This is a genomic window from Campylobacter sp. CFSAN093227 (genome assembly GCF_012897855.1).
Classification (GTDB): domain Bacteria; phylum Campylobacterota; class Campylobacteria; order Campylobacterales; family Campylobacteraceae; genus Campylobacter_D; species Campylobacter_D jejuni.
In genome coordinates this window covers 1,795,041-1,810,390 of record NZ_CP040610.1, presented here as the reverse complement: position 1 = coordinate 1,810,390, position 15,350 = coordinate 1,795,041, and the positions used below count along the sequence as shown (strand labels likewise).

The following is a 15,350-nucleotide window of genomic DNA, read 5'->3' as shown; positions in this document are numbered from 1 at the left end:
GGGTGATGGTGGCTCCGATTGGACTTGAACCAACGGCCACTACCATGTCAAGGTAGTGCTCTACCAGCTGAGCTACGGAACCATATGGTGGAGCATAGCGGGTTCGAACCGCTGACCCCAACGCTGCCAGCGTTGTGCTCTCCCAGCTGAGCTAATGCCCCTTTATAAGTCTGAGATTTTATCGCAATATTACTTGTTTTTGGCTGAAAACTAAAATCAAATTTTTAATTTATGATGTAATATATGTATAAAAAGATTTATTTTTTATGAAAAATTAGAGAATTAATGAGAGTAATTTTACTATTTGATTAATTCTAAAATATCTCTTTTTTTGTTAAGTTCAAGCTGTCTAGAATAATAAAAATATTTGGTCAAAACCAAAATTCCTATATGGAATTCTTTTTTCTTATCTAAAAATTTCTTAATATATTGATGAGCATTATTAATAATTTCCAATGCATCTTTTGGGCGACTTTTAAAATATTCAATTACTGCTGACAAATTCTCATTATCAATCAAAGCAAAGTGATAATTTGGTTTTAAAGTTCCTTCCATAAACCAAGTTTCGCAAGTTATTTTTGGAGCTAAAACTAAAGAATTAGAATTCATAGCCCATTTTAAGTTGCTTGCTACATCGTTACCCTCTAAAGAAATTATAAATTTATATTTCATTTGTTCTTTTTTGTTTAAAAAGTTTTTTTTCCATTGGCTAGGTTGTTTTGAAGTATCTCCTATATCGCAAAAAGTTCTACCAAAATAAGAATCAAAAAATTCTTTTCGATGATTTTGATATACTGCTCCTCTAAATATTGCTATATCCTTTTTATTTTCATAGTTTATGTTATCTTTTAAAAAGCAAAAGTGCCTATTTTTATCAAGTTTTAATAAAATATTATTTATATTATTTTCCAAAGATCTCGATTTGCAAATAGTTGCTTCTTTAAAAGTATGTCTTACATCGCCAAATTCTTTATTCCATAAAAATTCATCTTTGAAGTATTTACTGACTTCATAAGCATCAAAAGCATAAGAGGTGCTTTTAAAAGGAAATTTTCCTATTTTTTCCTTTGCTGTAGGTGTAAAAAATTCATTTATTTGATTATAATATTTAACTCGAGTTTGTATTTCTTCTAAGTCTTTAATATTGTATTTTAAAATATCATTAAAAATTTTATCTAAATTTATTTGAAAAAAATATCTTGGTATAAAAGATATTCCTATTCCTCTTAAATTCATCAAAAGTCTTGATTGTAGCATTATAAAAAACCTAATAAATAAAATTTTTAATATTTTATCAAAAATTTAAGAATTTATAAACAATAAAATAACTTTTGACAAAACAATAGTATTTTAAATATTAAAAATAAGAATGGCAGACAGGAAGGGATTTGAACCCTCGAAAGCTTGCACTTTACACGCGTTCCAGGCGTGCTCCTTCAACCGCTCGGACACCTGTCTATGAAATAAAGCGTTTATTATATCTATAAAAGCTTTAAAAATAAAGAAATTTTTTAAATATTGAAAATAAAATTATTTTTTTTAAAAATCAGAAAATTTTTAGTAAAAAGTAGTATAATTATATTTTTATTTTTAGTCAGGGTAGCTCAGCTGGTTAGAGCGCTGGTCTCATAAGCCGGAGGTCGGGAGTTCAAGTCTCCCCCTTGACACCATTAAGTGTAATAATTATTTTTTTTCTTTTGTTACTACAAAAACAATTCCACCAAAACCTATAATTACAACAGTTGTTATAAAAATGATTTCGAAAATATCTAACATCGTCATTGTTCTTTTGCCCTTTCTTTAAGCTGTCCACAAGCAGCTGAGATATCAAGTCCTTTACTTTCTCTTATAGTACAAGTTACACCTTTATTACTTAGTAAATCTTGGAATTTAATCGCATTTTCTAAACTAGGGCGTTTATATAAACTTCCTTCATGTGGATTAAAGAGTATTAAATTCACTTTGGCTTTAATGCCATTTAAAAGCTTGACTAATTCTTTAGCGTGTTCAAGCTTATCATTGATACCATCAATTAAAAGATATTCAAACATCACTCTTTTTCTTTGATCTATAGGAAATTCACGCACCGCATCCATAATCGCAGCGATATTATAAGCTTTATTGATAGGCATAAGTTCGGTTCGAAGCTCATCATTAACCGCATGCAATGATATAGCAAGTAAAACACCTAAGTTCATTTGACCTAATTCTTTGATTTGTTTTGCCAAACCGCTAGTACTGATGGTTTGACGGCGAGGACTTATAGCAAGTCCCTCATTTTGCGCTAAAATTTTTACCGCTTTAGAAACATTTTTAAGATTATCCAAAGGCTCGCCCATACCCATATATACTATATTTACACGGCGTTCATAAGGGATATTGTTTTGTTTTTTGATCCATAAAATTTGTCCGACTATCTCACCTGCACTTAAATTTCTTTTCAAACCACCCTTGGCAGTAAGACAAAAACTACATCCACTTTTACAACCTACTTGAGAAGAAACACAGATAGTATATCTCGCATGAGAAATTCTTTTGCCTTCTTCGTCTATTTTTTCTTCTTTCATAGGCAAAAGCACACTTTCTATCCTTAAACCATCAACGAGTTCAAAAAGATATTTTATACTTCCATCTTTACTTTGCTCATTTTTAACACATTTTACAGGAGAGAAATGAAAATTTTGCGCAAGTTCTAAACGTAGATCTTTTGGTAAATTTGACATATCGGAAAAATTATTGGCGTATTTTTGATAAATCCATTGATAAATTTGTTTCACACGAAACATCGGTTTGATTTTTTCTCCTAATTCTTCAGGTAAAAAATCTAAAATATTAACAAGCTCTTTCAAAATTATTTTCCTTTTTTGAATTTTTAAATATAATGATATTTTTTTAAGTATTCTTCTAATTTTTCTTTTGCCTTTTGATGATTTTTTATAAAATCTTCGTGAGCGTTTTCATTGCAAAAATTTGTTGCACACAAAATACACTCTGCATCAATATTTAAATTTTTAGCTACGCTCAAAACAGAAAAGGCTTCCATATTTTCTGCAAAAAAACCTAATTTTGAAAATTCTTTTGCTGCTTTTGAATTTTGACAAATATAATTTGAAGAATTGATTTTTATTGTTTCACGAGAAACATTTTCTTTTTCTAAGCAAATTTCATATTTTGCAGGAGTATAAAATGCATGTGAAATTTTAGAAAATTCTACATTAAAAGCGTGCGAACTTCTATAAATTTCTAAAATCTCTCCCTTATCATAAAGCCCACAAGTTCCTATAAATATAAGTTTTGATGGTTTTTCTTTGAAGCAAAGTTGACTCAAATGAAAAGCTGATTCAACCAAACCTATGCCTATAGCTTTTGCAAAAGAAAAATTTTCATTTCCACCCGCACAAACAATCATTTTGATCCTTATGAAATTTTACAAAAAATAATTCTACCTAAAAAGACTTAATTAAGAATTTTTAGATAAAATTATTTCTTATGGTTAAAGCAAAAAAACAATACGGACAAAATTTTTTAATCGATAAAAGCGTATTAGCAAAAATCATCCAAGCCATACCCAAAGAGATGAACAATATCATTGAGATTGGGCCTGGCTTAGGTGATTTAACGCAAGAACTTTTAAAAATTTCTCAAGTAAAAGCTTATGAAATCGATAATGATCTCATACCTATTTTAAAAAAGAAATTTCAAAAAGAACTTGAATGTGGAAAATTTAACTTGATCCATCAAGATGCAAGCGAAGCTTTTAATCCTAGTCTTGATGAAAAACCATATTTTTTGGTTGCAAATTTGCCTTATTATGTTGCAAGTCACATTATATTAAAAGCTTTAGAAGATAAAAATTGTCTAGGGCTTATTGTAATGGTACAAAGGGAAATGGCTGAAAAATTCTGCGCTAAAGAAGGAAATAGTGAGTTTTCTTCCTTAGGTGTTTTAAGTGCAATGATTTGCGAAAGAAAAATACTTTTTGATGTTGATCCACAATGTTTTAATCCTCCACCAAAAGTTATGTCAGCGGTGATGAGTTTGATTAAAACTAAGGATTTTGATGAACTTTGCGAAATAGAAAATTTCAAAAATTTTCTAAAAGATTGTTTTAAAGCTCCTAGAAAACAACTCTTAGGAAATTTAAAAACATATAAAGCAAAAGTTTTAGAAGTTTTAAGCACTTTTGGCTTAAAAGAAAACATCAGACCACATGAAATTTGCGTTGATTTATACCTTAAAATTTATGACAAATTAAAGGATGAATATGGACGAAAACAAAGAGATAAATAAAAACGAACAAAATCCGAACTCAAATTCAAAAAACAATAAACGCTATAAATATAAAAATCGTAGAAAAAAATTAGCTGATTCTTTGCAAAATGAAAATGATACTCCAAAAATTGATCAAAATTCCAACAAGGAAAATTCTGAAAACTCAGAAAATAAAACTGAGAAAAAAAAGAAGAAAAATCGCAATCTTCCTTCAAAACTCACAGGTAATGAAGATTGGCAAATCGCTCTTGCAGAATGCATAGAAGCTAACCGTGTTTCACATGAAAACCGCTTACACCCTTTAAAATATAATAATTCTAGCGAGCATAAAATCCGCATCACTCCTTTAGGAGGTTTAGGAGAAATTGGTGGAAATATCAGTGTTTTTGAAACCAATAAAGATGCAATTATAGTAGATATAGGTATGAGTTTTCCTGATGGAACTATGCATGGGGTAGATATTATCATCCCTGATTTTGACTATGTAAGAAAAATTAAAGATAAAATTCGTGGTATAGTGATCACTCATGCACACGAAGATCATATCGGTGCAGTGCCTTATTTCTTTAAAGAATTCCAATTTCCTATCTACGCTACACCTTTGGCTTTAGGAATGATTTCAAACAAATTTGAAGAACATGGCTTAAAAGCAGAACGCAAATGGTTTCGCCCTGTAGAAAAACGCCGTGTTTATGAGATAGGCGAATTTGATATAGAGTGGATCCACATCACGCATTCTATCATTGATGCTTCAGCACTTGCGATCAAAACAAAAGCAGGAACGATTATCCACACAGGTGATTTTAAAATTGATCAAACTCCAATCGATGGCTATCCAACAGACTTAGGACGTTTGGCACATTATGGAGAAGAAGGGGTTTTATGTCTTTTAAGCGATAGTACAAATTCGTACAAAGAAGGTTATACAAAAAGTGAAAGCTCCGTAGGGCCAACTTTTGATCAAATCTTTGCACGTACCAAAGGCAGGGTGATCATGAGTACTTTTAGTTCTAATATCCACCGCGTTTATCAAGCTATCACTTATGGTTTAAAATACGGTAGAAAAGTTTGTGTGATCGGTCGTTCTATGGAAAGAAATCTTTATACCACTATGGAATTAGGCTACATCAAACTTGATAGAAAAATTTTCATCGATGCTGATGAAGTAAGTAAATATAAAGACAATGAAGTGCTTATCGTAACTACAGGAAGTCAAGGCGAAACCATGAGTGCGCTTTATAGAATGGCAACTGATGAGCATAAATTTATAAAAATCAAACCTACAGATCAAGTGATTATTTCAGCTAAAGCCATACCAGGAAATGAGGCAAGTGTTTCTGCGGTGCTTGACTATCTTTTAAAAGCAGGAGCTAAAGTAGCGTATCAAGAATTTAGTGAAATTCATGTAAGCGGACACGCTAGTATAGAAGAGCAAAAGCTTATGCTAACCCTTACTAAGCCTAAATTTTTCCTACCAGTTCATGGAGAATACAATCACATCACTAAACACAAAGAAACAGCGATGAAGTGCGGTATCCCTGAAAGAAATATTTATCTTATGAGTGATGGCGATCAAGTAGAACTTTGCCAAAAATATGTCAAACGCATAAAAACCGTAAAAACAGGTAAAGTTTTTGTAGATAATCAAATCAACAAACAAATCGCCGATGATGTAGTTATAGATCGCCAAAAACTTGCAGATAGTGGCATAGTGGTTATTATCGCACAAATTGACAAAGCCACAAAAACACTGATCAATAAACCAAGAGTATTTAGCTATGGGTTAGTAGCTGACAAACACGATCATGCTTTTAGCAAAGATATGGCTGAAGTTTTAGGACAATTTTTCATCAATGTTAAAGATGAAGTACTCAATGATCCAAGATTTTTAGAAAATCAAATCCGCCAAGTCTTAAGAAAACATATCTTTAGAAAGATTAAAAAATACCCAACCATAGTTCCAACTATTTTTGTAATGTAAAAAAGGGCAAAAACGCCCTTTTAAGGAAGATCAAATGAGAATTAATAAATTTATATCCCATAACACTCGTTATTCACGCCGTGAAGCTGATGAACTTATCAAACAAGGCTTAGTAAAAATAAACAACAAAATTGCCCTTTTAAGCGATGAAGTTCAATTTGATGATAAAGTCTTTGTTAAGGGCAAAAGAGTGCAAAAAAGAACGCAATTTAGCGTGATAATCTACCATAAACAAAAAGGTGAAATTGTCAGTAAAAAAGACGATCGTGGAAGAAAAACTATATACGATACCTTGCCAAGACAATTTAGTACTTGGCTTAGCGTAGGTAGGCTGGATTATGCAAGCGAGGGCTTGCTTTTGCTTACAGATTCTCCTGTGATTGCTGATGCTTTAATGCATAGCGATTTAGAAAGAGAATACTACCTTAAAGTTAAAGGTACGGTGAGCAAACAAGTCATCGAAGCCATGCAAAATGGGCTTGAGATTAAAAATGAAAAAAAAGGCGCACACGCAAAAACCAAAATCACCTCTATGAGTTTTGCTCCTTTTATAGACTTTGAAATTTTTGGATCAAGTGGAGGTTATACTAAGCTTAGAGTGGTTATAAATGAAGGTAAAAATAGAGAGCTTAGACGCTTTTTTGGACATTTTGATCTTGAAGTCATGGATCTTAAGCGTGTTGCTTTTGGGGCTTTAGATCTTGGTATGTTAAAGGCGGGAAAACATCGCTATTTGGAAAATGGAGAATATGAAAAATTAAGAGATTTTTTGAAATTTAATGAAATAAGATATTGACCATTATATGCAAAAATTTAAAAAATAATGATAATTTTTAAATTCTAAAAATTCTATTTTTATCCTTTTTAAAAGGAAAATAATAGAAAAATTTCATCAAATTCCTTGACTTTGAAAACAAGATTTTATATACTCTCATTTCAATTTTTATAAATTGGTTAGTTTTTAACTAACGAGTTCTTTTTAAAGGAAATATTATGGAAAGAATTAGGCTTAAGCTAAAAGCTTATGACCATCGAGTACTAGACAGAACAGTTGCAGCAATCGTAGAAGCTGTTAAAAGAACAGGTGCGGATATCAGAGGTCCGATACCAATGCCTACTAAAATCAAACGCTATACAGTTTTAAAATCTCCACACATTAACAAAGATTCTCGTGAGCAGTTTGAAATAAGAATTCACGCACGTATGCTAGATATAGTAGCAGCGACTCCAGATACAGTTGATTCTTTAACTAAGCTTGATTTAGCGCCAGAAGTAAGCGTTGAAGTAAGAGCTATGGGTAAGTAAGGATAAGATATGGAATATATTGTAGAAAAAATCGGAATGAGCAGAACAATTACTAATCCAAGTATCGCTGTAACTTTACTAAGAGTTGTAAATGCAAAAGTATGTGAAGTTGAAGGCGGAAAGGCTTTAGTAGCATATCCAAAAGGTAAAGCAAGTAATAAATGTGTCGCAGGACAACAAAAAAAGTATAATCTTTCTGCAGAATACAATAGATTTGCGACTTTAGAAGTAGCAAATACTGAAGCAGGAGATTTAGATGAAACTCCATTAAATGAAGCAAAAATTTTAAAAGTAAGCTTTAACACTAAAGGTAGAGGTTATAGCGGTGTTATGAAAAGACATAACTTCGCAGGGGGTCCAGCAAGTCACGGTTCTAGATTTCACAGACGCCACGGATCTATTGGCAATAGAGAATGGCCAGGTCGTGTTCAACCAGGTATGAAAATGGCAGGACACTATGGAAATACTAAAGTGACCGTTAAAAACGAAGTTGTATCTTATGATGCTGAAAACAAAATTTTAGTAGTTAAAGGTGCAGTACCAGGTTATAATGGTGCTATGGGTAAAATAAGGATTGCAAAATGAGTAAAGTAGTTGTTTTAAATGATAAATTAGAAAAAGCAGGTGAACTTGATTTACCTTCAAAATATGCGGAAGTAAATCCACACAATCTTTACTTATATGTAAAATCTTACCTTGCAAGTTTAAGAGCAAATACAGCTCATACTAAAGGTAGAAGTGATGTAAGTGGTGGTGGTAAAAAACCTTGGAGACAAAAAGGTCGTGGCGGTGCTAGAGCGGGTTCAACAAGAACTAACGTTTGGGTAGGCGGTGCGGTTGCTTTTGGTCCAACAAATGAAAGAAACTACTTCCAAAAAGTAAATAAAAAACAAAAAAGATTGGCGCTTGAAAGAGCTTTAGCAGATAAAGCAGCTAAGGGAGCATTATTTACTGCTGATTCTTTGGCTATTGAAAGTGGTAAAACAAAAGATGCAAACGCTGTGATTAAAAAACTTGGCGTCAAAGATGCTTTAATCGTTAAAGATTTACTAGATGAAAAAACACTTTTAGCTTACAGAAATTTAGCAAATTGCTATGTAGTTGATGTAACTGAAGTAAATGCTTATTTAGTATCTGTATTTAATGCTGTTATCATAGAAAAATCAGCGTTAGAATCTATTACAAAAGAGGGATAATTATGGCAGATATTACTGATATAAAGACTATACTTTACACAGAAAAAAGTTTGAATTTGCAAGAGCAAGGTGTCGTAGTTATTCAAACTTCACCAAAGATGACTAAAACAGGCTTAAAAGCGGTTTTAAAAGAGTATTTTGGTGTAACTCCAAAAAGCATCAATTCATTAAGAATGGATGGAAAAGTTAAGCGTTTTAGAGGTCGTTTAGGTCAAAGAAACGATTACAAAAAATTCTATGTTAAGCTACCTGAAGGTGTTAGCTTAGAAAATACGGAGGCTTAAGATGGCAATTAAAACTTATAAACCATATACTCCAAGTAGAAGATATATCACAGGTTTAAGTTCTGAAGATATTACAGCTAAACCAAGTGTGCGCTCACTACTTGTTAAACTTCCAGTGCACGCAGGTCGTAATAGCTATGGAAGAATTACAAGTCGTCATAAAGAAGCGGGTGCTAAAAAACTTTACAGAATTATTGATTTTAAACGTCGTAAATTCGGTATAGAAGGCAAAGTAGAAGCAATCGAGTATGATCCATATAGAAATTGTAGAATTGCTTTGATTGCTTATAAAGATGGGGAAAAAAGATATATTCTTCAACCACGTGGATTAAGCGTTGGCGATATCGTTGCAGCTGCTGAAAGCGGACTTGATATTAAACCAGGTAACGCAATGAAACTTAAAAACATTCCTGTGGGTACTATTGTTCATAATGTTGAGTTAAAGCCAGGTAAAGGCGGTCAAATGATTCGTTCTGCGGGTGCTTACGCACAACTTATGGGTAAAGAAGAAAAATATGTTATTTTAAGACTTGCAAGCGGCGAAATGAGACAAGTTTTAGCTGAATGTATGGCAAGTATCGGCGAAGTAGGTAACGAAGAATGGGCTAATGTAACTATCGGTAAAGCAGGTAGAAATCGCCATAGAGGTATCCGCCCGCAAACTCGTGGTTCTGCAATGAACCCAGTAGATCACCCGCACGGTGGGGGTGAAGGTAAGAAAAATTCAGGCCGTCATCCAGTAACTCCATGGGGTAAACCAACTAAAGGTGCGAAAACTCGTCGTAAAAAAGCTAGCGATAAGCTAATAATTTCAAGAAGAAAAGGAAAGTAAGATGGCTAGATCACTAAAAAAAGGTCCTTTTGTTGATGATCATGTAATGAAAAAAGTCATCGCTGCTAAAAAGGCTAATGATAATAAACCAATTAAAACTTGGTCAAGAAGAAGCACAATTACTCCTGATATGATAGGACTTACATTTAATGTTCATAATGGTAAAAGCTTCATTCCGGTTTATATTACTGAAAATCACATCGGTTATAAACTTGGTGAATTTGCTCCAACACGCACATTCAAAGGGCATAAAGGCTCTGTGCAAAAGAAAATTGGTAAGTAAGGGATAAGATATGAGTAAAGCATTAATTAAATTCATAAGATTATCTCCAACTAAAGCAAGATTGATTGCTAGAGAAGTTCAGGGGATGAATGCAGAATTAGCTATGGCTAGTTTAAAATTTATGCCAAATAAAGGTGCAAAATACATCGCAAATGCAATTTCAAGTGCAGTAGCAAATGGTGGCTTTGAAGCAAACGAAGTGGTTGTAAAAAGTTGTCGTGTTGACGCAGCTGCGGTATTAAAAAGATTTAGACCAAGAGCTAGAGGAAGTGCAAGTCGTATTAGAAAACCAACTTCACATATTTTAGTAGAAGTGGCAAAAGCAGAAGTGAAAGCTGAAGAGAAAAAAACAGTAGCTAAAAAAGCTCCAGCAGCTAAAAAGACTACTACAACAAAAGCTCCAGCTAAAAAAACAACAAGCACTAAAAAAGCAACAGCGAAAAAGGAAAGCTAATGGGACAAAAAGTTAATCCAATTGGTCTAAGACTAGGAATCAATAGAAATTGGGAATCAAGATGGTTTCCGACTAAAGCAAATTTAGTAGAAAATATCGGTGAAGATTACAAAATCAGAGCTTTCTTAAAAAGAAAACTTTATTACGCAGGAATCAGTCAAATTTTAGTAGAAAGAACTGCTAAAAAACTTCGCGTTACTGTAGTTGCCGCAAGACCAGGTATCATCATCGGTAAAAAAGGTAGTGATGTTGATAATTTAAGAAAAGAATTGCAAGATTTAATCGGTAAAGATGTAAATATCAATATCAAAGAAGAAAGAAAAGCAGGAGCTTCAGCTCAACTTGCTGCTGAAAGTGTTGCAACTCAACTTGAAAAAAGAATTGCTTTTAGAAGAGCGATGAAAAAAGTAATTCAAGGTGCGCAAAAAGCAGGTGCTAAAGGGATTAAAGTTTCAGTTTCTGGTCGTTTAGGCGGTGCTGAAATGGCAAGAACAGAATGGTATCTTGAAGGACGCGTTCCACTTCATACTTTAAGAGCAAAAATTGATTATGGTTTTGCAGAAGCTAGAACTACTTATGGAAACATAGGGGTTAAAGTATGGATCTTTAAAGGTGAAGTATTGCACAAAGGTATGCAACCTGAAAAAACTGAAGAAAGTGCTCCAGCTAAAAAGCCAAGACGCACAAGAAGGGGTAAATAATCATGTTAATGCCAAAAAGAACTAAATATCGCAAAATGATGAAAGGGCGTAACAGAGGTTATGCTAATCGTGGAACAGAATTTACTTTTGGTGAATTTGCATTAAAAGCAACTGAAGCAGGACGCATTAACTCACGCCAAATCGAAGCAGCGCGTATCGCTTTAACTCGTTTTGTTAAAAGACAAGGAAAAACTTGGATTAGAGTTTTCCCAGATAAGCCTTTGACAAAAAAACCTTTAGAAACTCGTATGGGTAAAGGTAAAGGTGCTGTTGAAGAATGGGTAATGAATATCAAGCCAGGTCGTATTATTTATGAAATGGCAGGAGTAAGCGAAGAAATGGCAAGAGAAGCATTGACTTTAGCTATGCATAAACTTCCATTTAAAACTAAGTTTGTTACAAGAGAGAGCCAAAATGAAATATACTGAGATTAAAGATAAAACAGCAGCTGAGCTTGCAACAATGCTAAAAGAAAAAAAGGTGCTTTTATTCACTTTAAAACAAAAGCTAAAAACAATGCAACTTACTAATCCAAAAGAGATTAGCCAAGTAAAAAAAGACATTGCTAGAATAAATACAGCAATTAACGCTTTAAGATAAGGATAGAAAATGGCATTTAAAAGAGAAATTCAAGGCGTTGTTGTTAAAATCGCTGGTGAAAAAACCGCAAGTGTTTTGGTTGAAAGAAAAGTGGTTCATCCAAGATATAGAAAAATTGTTAAACGCTTTAAAAAATATCTAATTCATGATGAGAGAAATGAAGTTAAAGTGGGTGATACTGTTGTTGCAGTAGAATGCAGACCACTTTCAAAAAGAAAATCATTTCGCTTAAAATCTGTATTAGCTACAGGAGTTGAGTAATGATTCAAAGTTTTACAAGACTTGCAGTTGCTGATAATAGCGGTGCAAAAGAATTAATGTGTATCAAGGTTTTAGGGGGTAGCAAAAGAAGATACGCTACCGTAGGTGATGTAATCGTTGCATCTGTTAAAAAAGCTTTACCAAATGGAAAAGTTAAAAAAGGTCAAGTGGTAAAAGCGGTTATCGTTAGAACTAAAAAAGAAATTCATAGAGATAATGGTTCTTTGATTCGTTTTGATGAAAATGCTGCGGTTATTCTTGACAACAAAAGAGAGCCTATCGGAACTCGTATCTTTGGGCCAGTGGGCAGAGAAGTTAGATATGGTGGCTTTATGAAAATCGTTTCACTAGCACCGGAGGTATTATAATGGCGGTTAAATTAAAAATCAAAAAAGGTGATAGCGTTAAGGTTATCACAGGCGATGATAAAGGTAAAACAGGTAAAGTTTTAGCGGTATATCCAAAAACACTTAAAGTGGTAGTTGAAGGATGTAAAATCGCTAAAAAAGCTATTAAGCCGAGTGAGAAAAATCCAAATGGTGGTTTTATCAATAAAGAAATGCCAATGGATATTTCCAATGTGGCAAAAGTTCAGGAGTAAGCGATGATGAGATTAAAAGAAAAATATAATCAAAGCATTAAACCTGCATTGGTTAAAGAATTTGATATTAAAAATCCTATGCTTATCCCTGTGATCGAAAAAGTAGTTATCAGCGTAGGTGCTGGTGAGTTGGCTAAAGATCAAAAAGTATTGCAAAATGTTGCAGATACTATTTCTTTAATTGCAGGACAAAAGGCTGTGATTACTAAAGCTAAAAAATCAGTTGCAGGATTTAAAGTTCGCGAAGGTTTTCCTGTGGGTGTAATGGTAACTTTAAGAAAAGAAAATATGTATGCTTTTCTTGATAAATTAATTTCTATTGCTTTGCCAAGGGTGAAAGACTTTAGAGGTTTAAGTAGAGATGGTTTTGATGGACGCGGAAACTATAACTTCGGTCTTGATGAGCAGTTGATGTTCCCAGAAGTGGAGTATGATAAAATTTTAAGAACTCATGGTATGAACATTTCTATAGTTACAACAGCACAAAATGACAAACAGGCACAAAAGTTATTAGAACTTATCGGTGTGCCATTTACAAAAGGAAAGTAAGATGGCTAAAAAATCAATGATTGCAAAAGCGGCACGCAAGCCTAAATTTAAAGTTAGAGCTTATACAAGATGCCAAATTTGTGGGCGTCCGCATTCGGTTTATAGAGATTTTGGAATTTGCAGAGTTTGCTTAAGAAAAATGGGCAACGAAGGTTTGATTCCAGGTCTTAAGAAAGCAAGTTGGTAAGGATAAAATATGATAAATGATATTATTTCAGATTCACTCACTCGTATCAGAAATGCAGGAATGAGAAAGCTTGAAACAACCAAGCTTTTACATTCTAAAGTTGTAGAAGCTTTAGTTGGAATTTTTCAAGCTAAGGGCTATATTGAGAGTTTTAATGTTATTGAAGAAGATAAAAAGAAATTTATCAATGTAGTTTTAAAATACGATGAAAAAGGTAAGAGTGTTATCAATGAGCTTAAAAGAATTTCTAAGCCTGGTCGTCGTGTTTATAAAGGTAAAGATGAAATCAAGCGTTTTAAAAATGGTTATGGTACTATCGTAGTTAGCACAAGTCATGGCGTTTTAGCTAATGATGAAGCTTATAAAGCAGGTGTTGGCGGCGAAATTTTATGTACCATTTGGTAAAAAATCTGCTTTTTATGGCATTGGGTATCCATTCTTTTAAAAAAGTAGAAATATCCTAGACAAATAAAAAGGAAAAATATGTCTCGTATAGGTAAACAACCGATTGCTATTCCAGCAGGAGTAGAAGTAAAATTAGAAGGAAATTTGCTTAAATTTAAAAAAGGAAATTTAGCAAAAGAACTTGATACTAAAGCAAATGTAAATGTTGAGATTAAAGATAATAATATTCTTTTTTCTCCAAAAGGTGAAGACAGACAAAGTAGAGCTTATTGGGGAACTTACAGAGCTTTAGCTTACAATATCGTTGTAGGTTTAACTCAAGGTTTTTCAAAAACTCTTGAAATCAATGGAGTTGGTTATAAAGCAGCTTTAAAAGGTAAAGTTTTAGAACTAAGCCTTGGTTTTTCTCATCCTATTAATTATGATATTCCAGAAGGAATTGAAATTGTAGTGGATAAAAATACTATTGCAGTTAAAGGAAGTGATAAACAAGTTGTAGGTCAAGTTGCTGCTCAAATTCGTGAATTTAGACCACCAGAGCCATATAAAGGAAAAGGCGTTAAGTATTCTGATGAACGCATTATCCGCAAAGCTGGTAAGACATCTAAGAAGTAAGGGTAGAATATGAGAGCAAATGTATTAAAAAGAAAACTAACTTTAAGAATCAAAAGAAAAAAAAGAATTAGAGCGAAAATTTCAGGTTGTGAAAATTTTCCAAGAATTTCTGTATTTAAATCAAACAGAACTCTATATATCCAAGCGATTGATGATGTAAAAGCTGTAACTTTAGCAGCAGTTGATGGACGCAAACTTGGCGTTAAAGCAAATAAAGAAGGTGCTAAAAAAATCGCTGCTGAATTTGCTAAAACTTTAAAAGCTAAAAAGATAGAACAAGCTGTTTTTGATAGAAATGGTTATGTATATCATGGTGTTATCGCAGCATTGGCTGAATCTTTAAGAGAAAATGGCATTAGGCTATAAGGGGTAAATCGATGGAAAAATATAATAGAGAAGAATTTGAAGAAGTAATCGTCGATATCGGCAGAGTTACTAAGGTTGTTAAAGGTGGTAGAAGATTTAGATTTACTGCTTTAGTTATCGTTGGAAACCGCAAAGGTTTAGTAGGTGTTGGTTATGGTAAGGCTAAGGAAGTTCCAGATGCCATCCGTAAAGCTGTTGACGATGCGTTTAAAAATATCGTTGAAGTTAAAACTAAAGGCTCAACTATCGCTCACGATGTAGAGGTAAAATATAACGCAAGTAGAATTTTACTTAAACCAGCTAGTGAAGGTACAGGAGTTATTGCAGGTGGTTCTACACGCCCTATCGTGGAACTTGCAGGTATTAAAGACATCTTAACCAAGTCTTTGGGTTCAAATAATTCAGCTAATGTGGTTCGTGCTACAATCAAAGCTTTAACAATGTTAAAAGGATAAGAA

26 protein-coding genes and 4 tRNA genes are annotated in these 15,350 nt (G+C 33.1%); 23 read left to right on the top strand and 7 right to left on the bottom strand.

All coding sequences use genetic code 11. From position 1 onward, the window contains the following. Positions 1-6 precede the first annotated feature (6 nt). The 4 genes from FBF06_RS09485 to FBF06_RS09470 all read right to left on the bottom strand — a co-directional run bounded on the left by FBF06_RS09485 (position 7) and on the right by FBF06_RS09470 (position 1,458). A tRNA-Val gene (locus FBF06_RS09485) sits at positions 7-82 on the bottom strand. Between the two features lie 3 nt (positions 83-85). After that, a tRNA-Ala gene (locus FBF06_RS09480) sits at positions 86-161 on the bottom strand. A gap of 139 nt (positions 162-300) precedes the next feature. Beyond that, positions 301-1,257, bottom strand: a complete 957-nt coding sequence (locus FBF06_RS09475) for a glycosyl transferase family 90 (protein ID WP_002884197.1) — start codon at positions 1,255-1,257, stop codon at positions 301-303. A 113-nt stretch (positions 1,258-1,370) separates the two neighbouring features. Beyond that, positions 1,371-1,458: transfer RNA gene (locus FBF06_RS09470), tRNA-Ser, on the bottom strand. 135 nt (positions 1,459-1,593) lie between these two features. Between FBF06_RS09470 and FBF06_RS09465 the strand changes: the two genes are divergently transcribed. Further along, positions 1,594-1,670, top strand: a tRNA-Met gene (locus tag FBF06_RS09465). Positions 1,671-1,683: 13 nt separating this feature from the next. On the opposite strand, the gene FBF06_RS09460 is transcribed toward FBF06_RS09465, so the two are convergent. Genes FBF06_RS09460 through FBF06_RS09450 form a run of 3 tightly spaced genes read right to left on the bottom strand, consistent with a single transcriptional unit; the run spans position 1,684 to position 3,409 of the window. Next, positions 1,684-1,782, bottom strand: coding sequence for a hypothetical protein (locus FBF06_RS09460; RefSeq protein WP_002860136.1), 99 nt, complete (start codon positions 1,780-1,782; stop codon positions 1,684-1,686). Beyond that, a complete protein-coding gene (gene rlmN / locus FBF06_RS09455) occupies positions 1,779-2,849 on the bottom strand; it encodes a 23S rRNA (adenine(2503)-C(2))-methyltransferase RlmN (protein WP_032587514.1) in 1,071 nt (356 codons plus the stop codon). The genes FBF06_RS09460 and rlmN overlap by 4 nt, the downstream gene beginning before the upstream one ends. Before the next feature lie 23 nt (positions 2,850-2,872). Beyond that, positions 2,873-3,409, bottom strand: coding sequence for a purine-nucleoside phosphorylase (locus FBF06_RS09450; RefSeq protein WP_002859707.1), 537 nt, complete (start codon positions 3,407-3,409; stop codon positions 2,873-2,875). An 80-nt stretch (positions 3,410-3,489) separates the two neighbouring features. On the opposite strand from FBF06_RS09450, the gene rsmA reads away from it, so the two are divergent. The 22 genes from rsmA to rpsE all read left to right on the top strand — a co-directional run bounded on the left by rsmA (position 3,490) and on the right by rpsE (position 15,347). Next, positions 3,490-4,290, top strand: coding sequence for a 16S rRNA (adenine(1518)-N(6)/adenine(1519)-N(6))-dimethyltransferase RsmA (gene rsmA, locus FBF06_RS09445; RefSeq protein ID WP_032586412.1), 801 nt, complete (start codon positions 3,490-3,492; stop codon positions 4,288-4,290). Then, positions 4,259-6,253: a ribonuclease J gene (locus tag FBF06_RS09440; RefSeq protein WP_002860132.1), complete on the top strand. Its 1,995-nt coding sequence runs from the start codon at positions 4,259-4,261 to the stop codon at positions 6,251-6,253. The genes rsmA and FBF06_RS09440 overlap by 32 nt, the downstream gene beginning before the upstream one ends. A 34-nt stretch (positions 6,254-6,287) precedes the next feature. Beyond that, entirely contained in the window at positions 6,288-7,049 is a 762-nt protein-coding gene (locus tag FBF06_RS09435; RefSeq protein WP_002859704.1) for a pseudouridine synthase, read from the top strand. 197 nt (positions 7,050-7,246) lie between these two features. Next, entirely contained in the window at positions 7,247-7,558 is a 312-nt protein-coding gene (rpsJ, locus tag FBF06_RS09430; protein ID WP_002779353.1) for a 30S ribosomal protein S10, read from the top strand. Positions 7,559-7,567: 9 nt separating this feature from the next. Further along, complete coding sequence (gene rplC, locus FBF06_RS09425) at positions 7,568-8,143, top strand: 50S ribosomal protein L3 (protein WP_002779987.1); 576 nt, start codon at positions 7,568-7,570, stop codon at positions 8,141-8,143. Beyond that, positions 8,140-8,754 (top strand): 50S ribosomal protein L4, encoded by a 615-nt coding sequence (rplD, locus tag FBF06_RS09420; protein ID WP_002791636.1) that lies wholly within the window; start codon positions 8,140-8,142, stop codon positions 8,752-8,754. The genes rplC and rplD overlap by 4 nt, the downstream gene beginning before the upstream one ends. A 2-nt stretch (positions 8,755-8,756) precedes the next feature. After that, on the top strand, positions 8,757-9,038 hold the full coding sequence (locus tag FBF06_RS09415) for a 50S ribosomal protein L23 (protein ID WP_002856384.1): 282 nt from the start codon (positions 8,757-8,759) through the stop codon (positions 9,036-9,038). Position 9,039: 1 nt separating this feature from the next. After that, positions 9,040-9,870, top strand: a complete 831-nt coding sequence (gene rplB / locus FBF06_RS09410) for a 50S ribosomal protein L2 (RefSeq protein WP_002869292.1) — start codon at positions 9,040-9,042, stop codon at positions 9,868-9,870. A gap of 1 nt (position 9,871) precedes the next feature. Further along, entirely contained in the window at positions 9,872-10,153 is a 282-nt protein-coding gene (gene rpsS, locus FBF06_RS09405) for a 30S ribosomal protein S19 (protein ID WP_002851509.1), read from the top strand. Between the two features lie 10 nt (positions 10,154-10,163). Continuing rightward, on the top strand, positions 10,164-10,607 hold the full coding sequence (rplV, locus tag FBF06_RS09400) for a 50S ribosomal protein L22 (protein ID WP_002855723.1): 444 nt from the start codon (positions 10,164-10,166) through the stop codon (positions 10,605-10,607). Then, positions 10,607-11,308 carry a 30S ribosomal protein S3 gene (gene rpsC, locus FBF06_RS09395; RefSeq protein ID WP_002851138.1) on the top strand — a complete coding sequence of 234 codons (702 nt, stop codon included), beginning with the start codon at positions 10,607-10,609 and terminating at the stop codon, positions 11,306-11,308. Before rplV ends, rpsC begins: the two co-directional genes overlap by 1 nt. 2 nt (positions 11,309-11,310) lie before the next feature. Then, positions 11,311-11,736 carry a 50S ribosomal protein L16 gene (rplP, locus tag FBF06_RS09390; RefSeq protein ID WP_002779441.1) on the top strand — a complete coding sequence of 142 codons (426 nt, stop codon included), beginning with the start codon at positions 11,311-11,313 and terminating at the stop codon, positions 11,734-11,736. Next, on the top strand, positions 11,723-11,908 hold the full coding sequence (rpmC, locus tag FBF06_RS09385) for a 50S ribosomal protein L29 (RefSeq protein ID WP_002851566.1): 186 nt from the start codon (positions 11,723-11,725) through the stop codon (positions 11,906-11,908). The genes rplP and rpmC overlap by 14 nt, the downstream gene beginning before the upstream one ends. 9 nt (positions 11,909-11,917) lie before the next feature. Next, positions 11,918-12,169: a 30S ribosomal protein S17 gene (gene rpsQ, locus FBF06_RS09380; RefSeq protein ID WP_002851549.1), complete on the top strand. Its 252-nt coding sequence runs from the start codon at positions 11,918-11,920 to the stop codon at positions 12,167-12,169. Further along, entirely contained in the window at positions 12,169-12,537 is a 369-nt protein-coding gene (rplN, locus tag FBF06_RS09375; RefSeq protein ID WP_002779438.1) for a 50S ribosomal protein L14, read from the top strand. Before rpsQ ends, rplN begins: the two co-directional genes overlap by 1 nt. After that, positions 12,537-12,770, top strand: a complete 234-nt coding sequence (rplX, locus tag FBF06_RS09370) for a 50S ribosomal protein L24 (RefSeq protein ID WP_002779437.1) — start codon at positions 12,537-12,539, stop codon at positions 12,768-12,770. Before rplN ends, rplX begins: the two co-directional genes overlap by 1 nt. 3 nt (positions 12,771-12,773) lie before the next feature. Beyond that, positions 12,774-13,319, top strand: a complete 546-nt coding sequence (gene rplE / locus FBF06_RS09365; protein ID WP_002851453.1) for a 50S ribosomal protein L5 — start codon at positions 12,774-12,776, stop codon at positions 13,317-13,319. 1 nt (position 13,320) lies between these two features. Further along, the gene (locus FBF06_RS09360; RefSeq protein ID WP_002851478.1) at positions 13,321-13,506 is read left to right on the top strand and encodes a type Z 30S ribosomal protein S14; all 186 of its coding nucleotides are present in this window, start codon (positions 13,321-13,323) and stop codon (positions 13,504-13,506) included. Between the two features lie 9 nt (positions 13,507-13,515). Continuing rightward, positions 13,516-13,911: a 30S ribosomal protein S8 gene (gene rpsH, locus FBF06_RS09355; protein WP_002851353.1), complete on the top strand. Its 396-nt coding sequence runs from the start codon at positions 13,516-13,518 to the stop codon at positions 13,909-13,911. Positions 13,912-13,989: 78 nt separating this feature from the next. Then, positions 13,990-14,526: a 50S ribosomal protein L6 gene (rplF, locus tag FBF06_RS09350; protein ID WP_002851302.1), complete on the top strand. Its 537-nt coding sequence runs from the start codon at positions 13,990-13,992 to the stop codon at positions 14,524-14,526. A gap of 9 nt (positions 14,527-14,535) precedes the next feature. Next, on the top strand, positions 14,536-14,892 hold the full coding sequence (gene rplR, locus FBF06_RS09345; protein ID WP_002785535.1) for a 50S ribosomal protein L18: 357 nt from the start codon (positions 14,536-14,538) through the stop codon (positions 14,890-14,892). 11 nt (positions 14,893-14,903) lie between these two features. After that, the gene (rpsE, locus tag FBF06_RS09340; RefSeq protein WP_002779428.1) at positions 14,904-15,347 is read left to right on the top strand and encodes a 30S ribosomal protein S5; all 444 of its coding nucleotides are present in this window, start codon (positions 14,904-14,906) and stop codon (positions 15,345-15,347) included. The last annotated feature ends 3 nt before the right edge of the window (positions 15,348-15,350 follow it).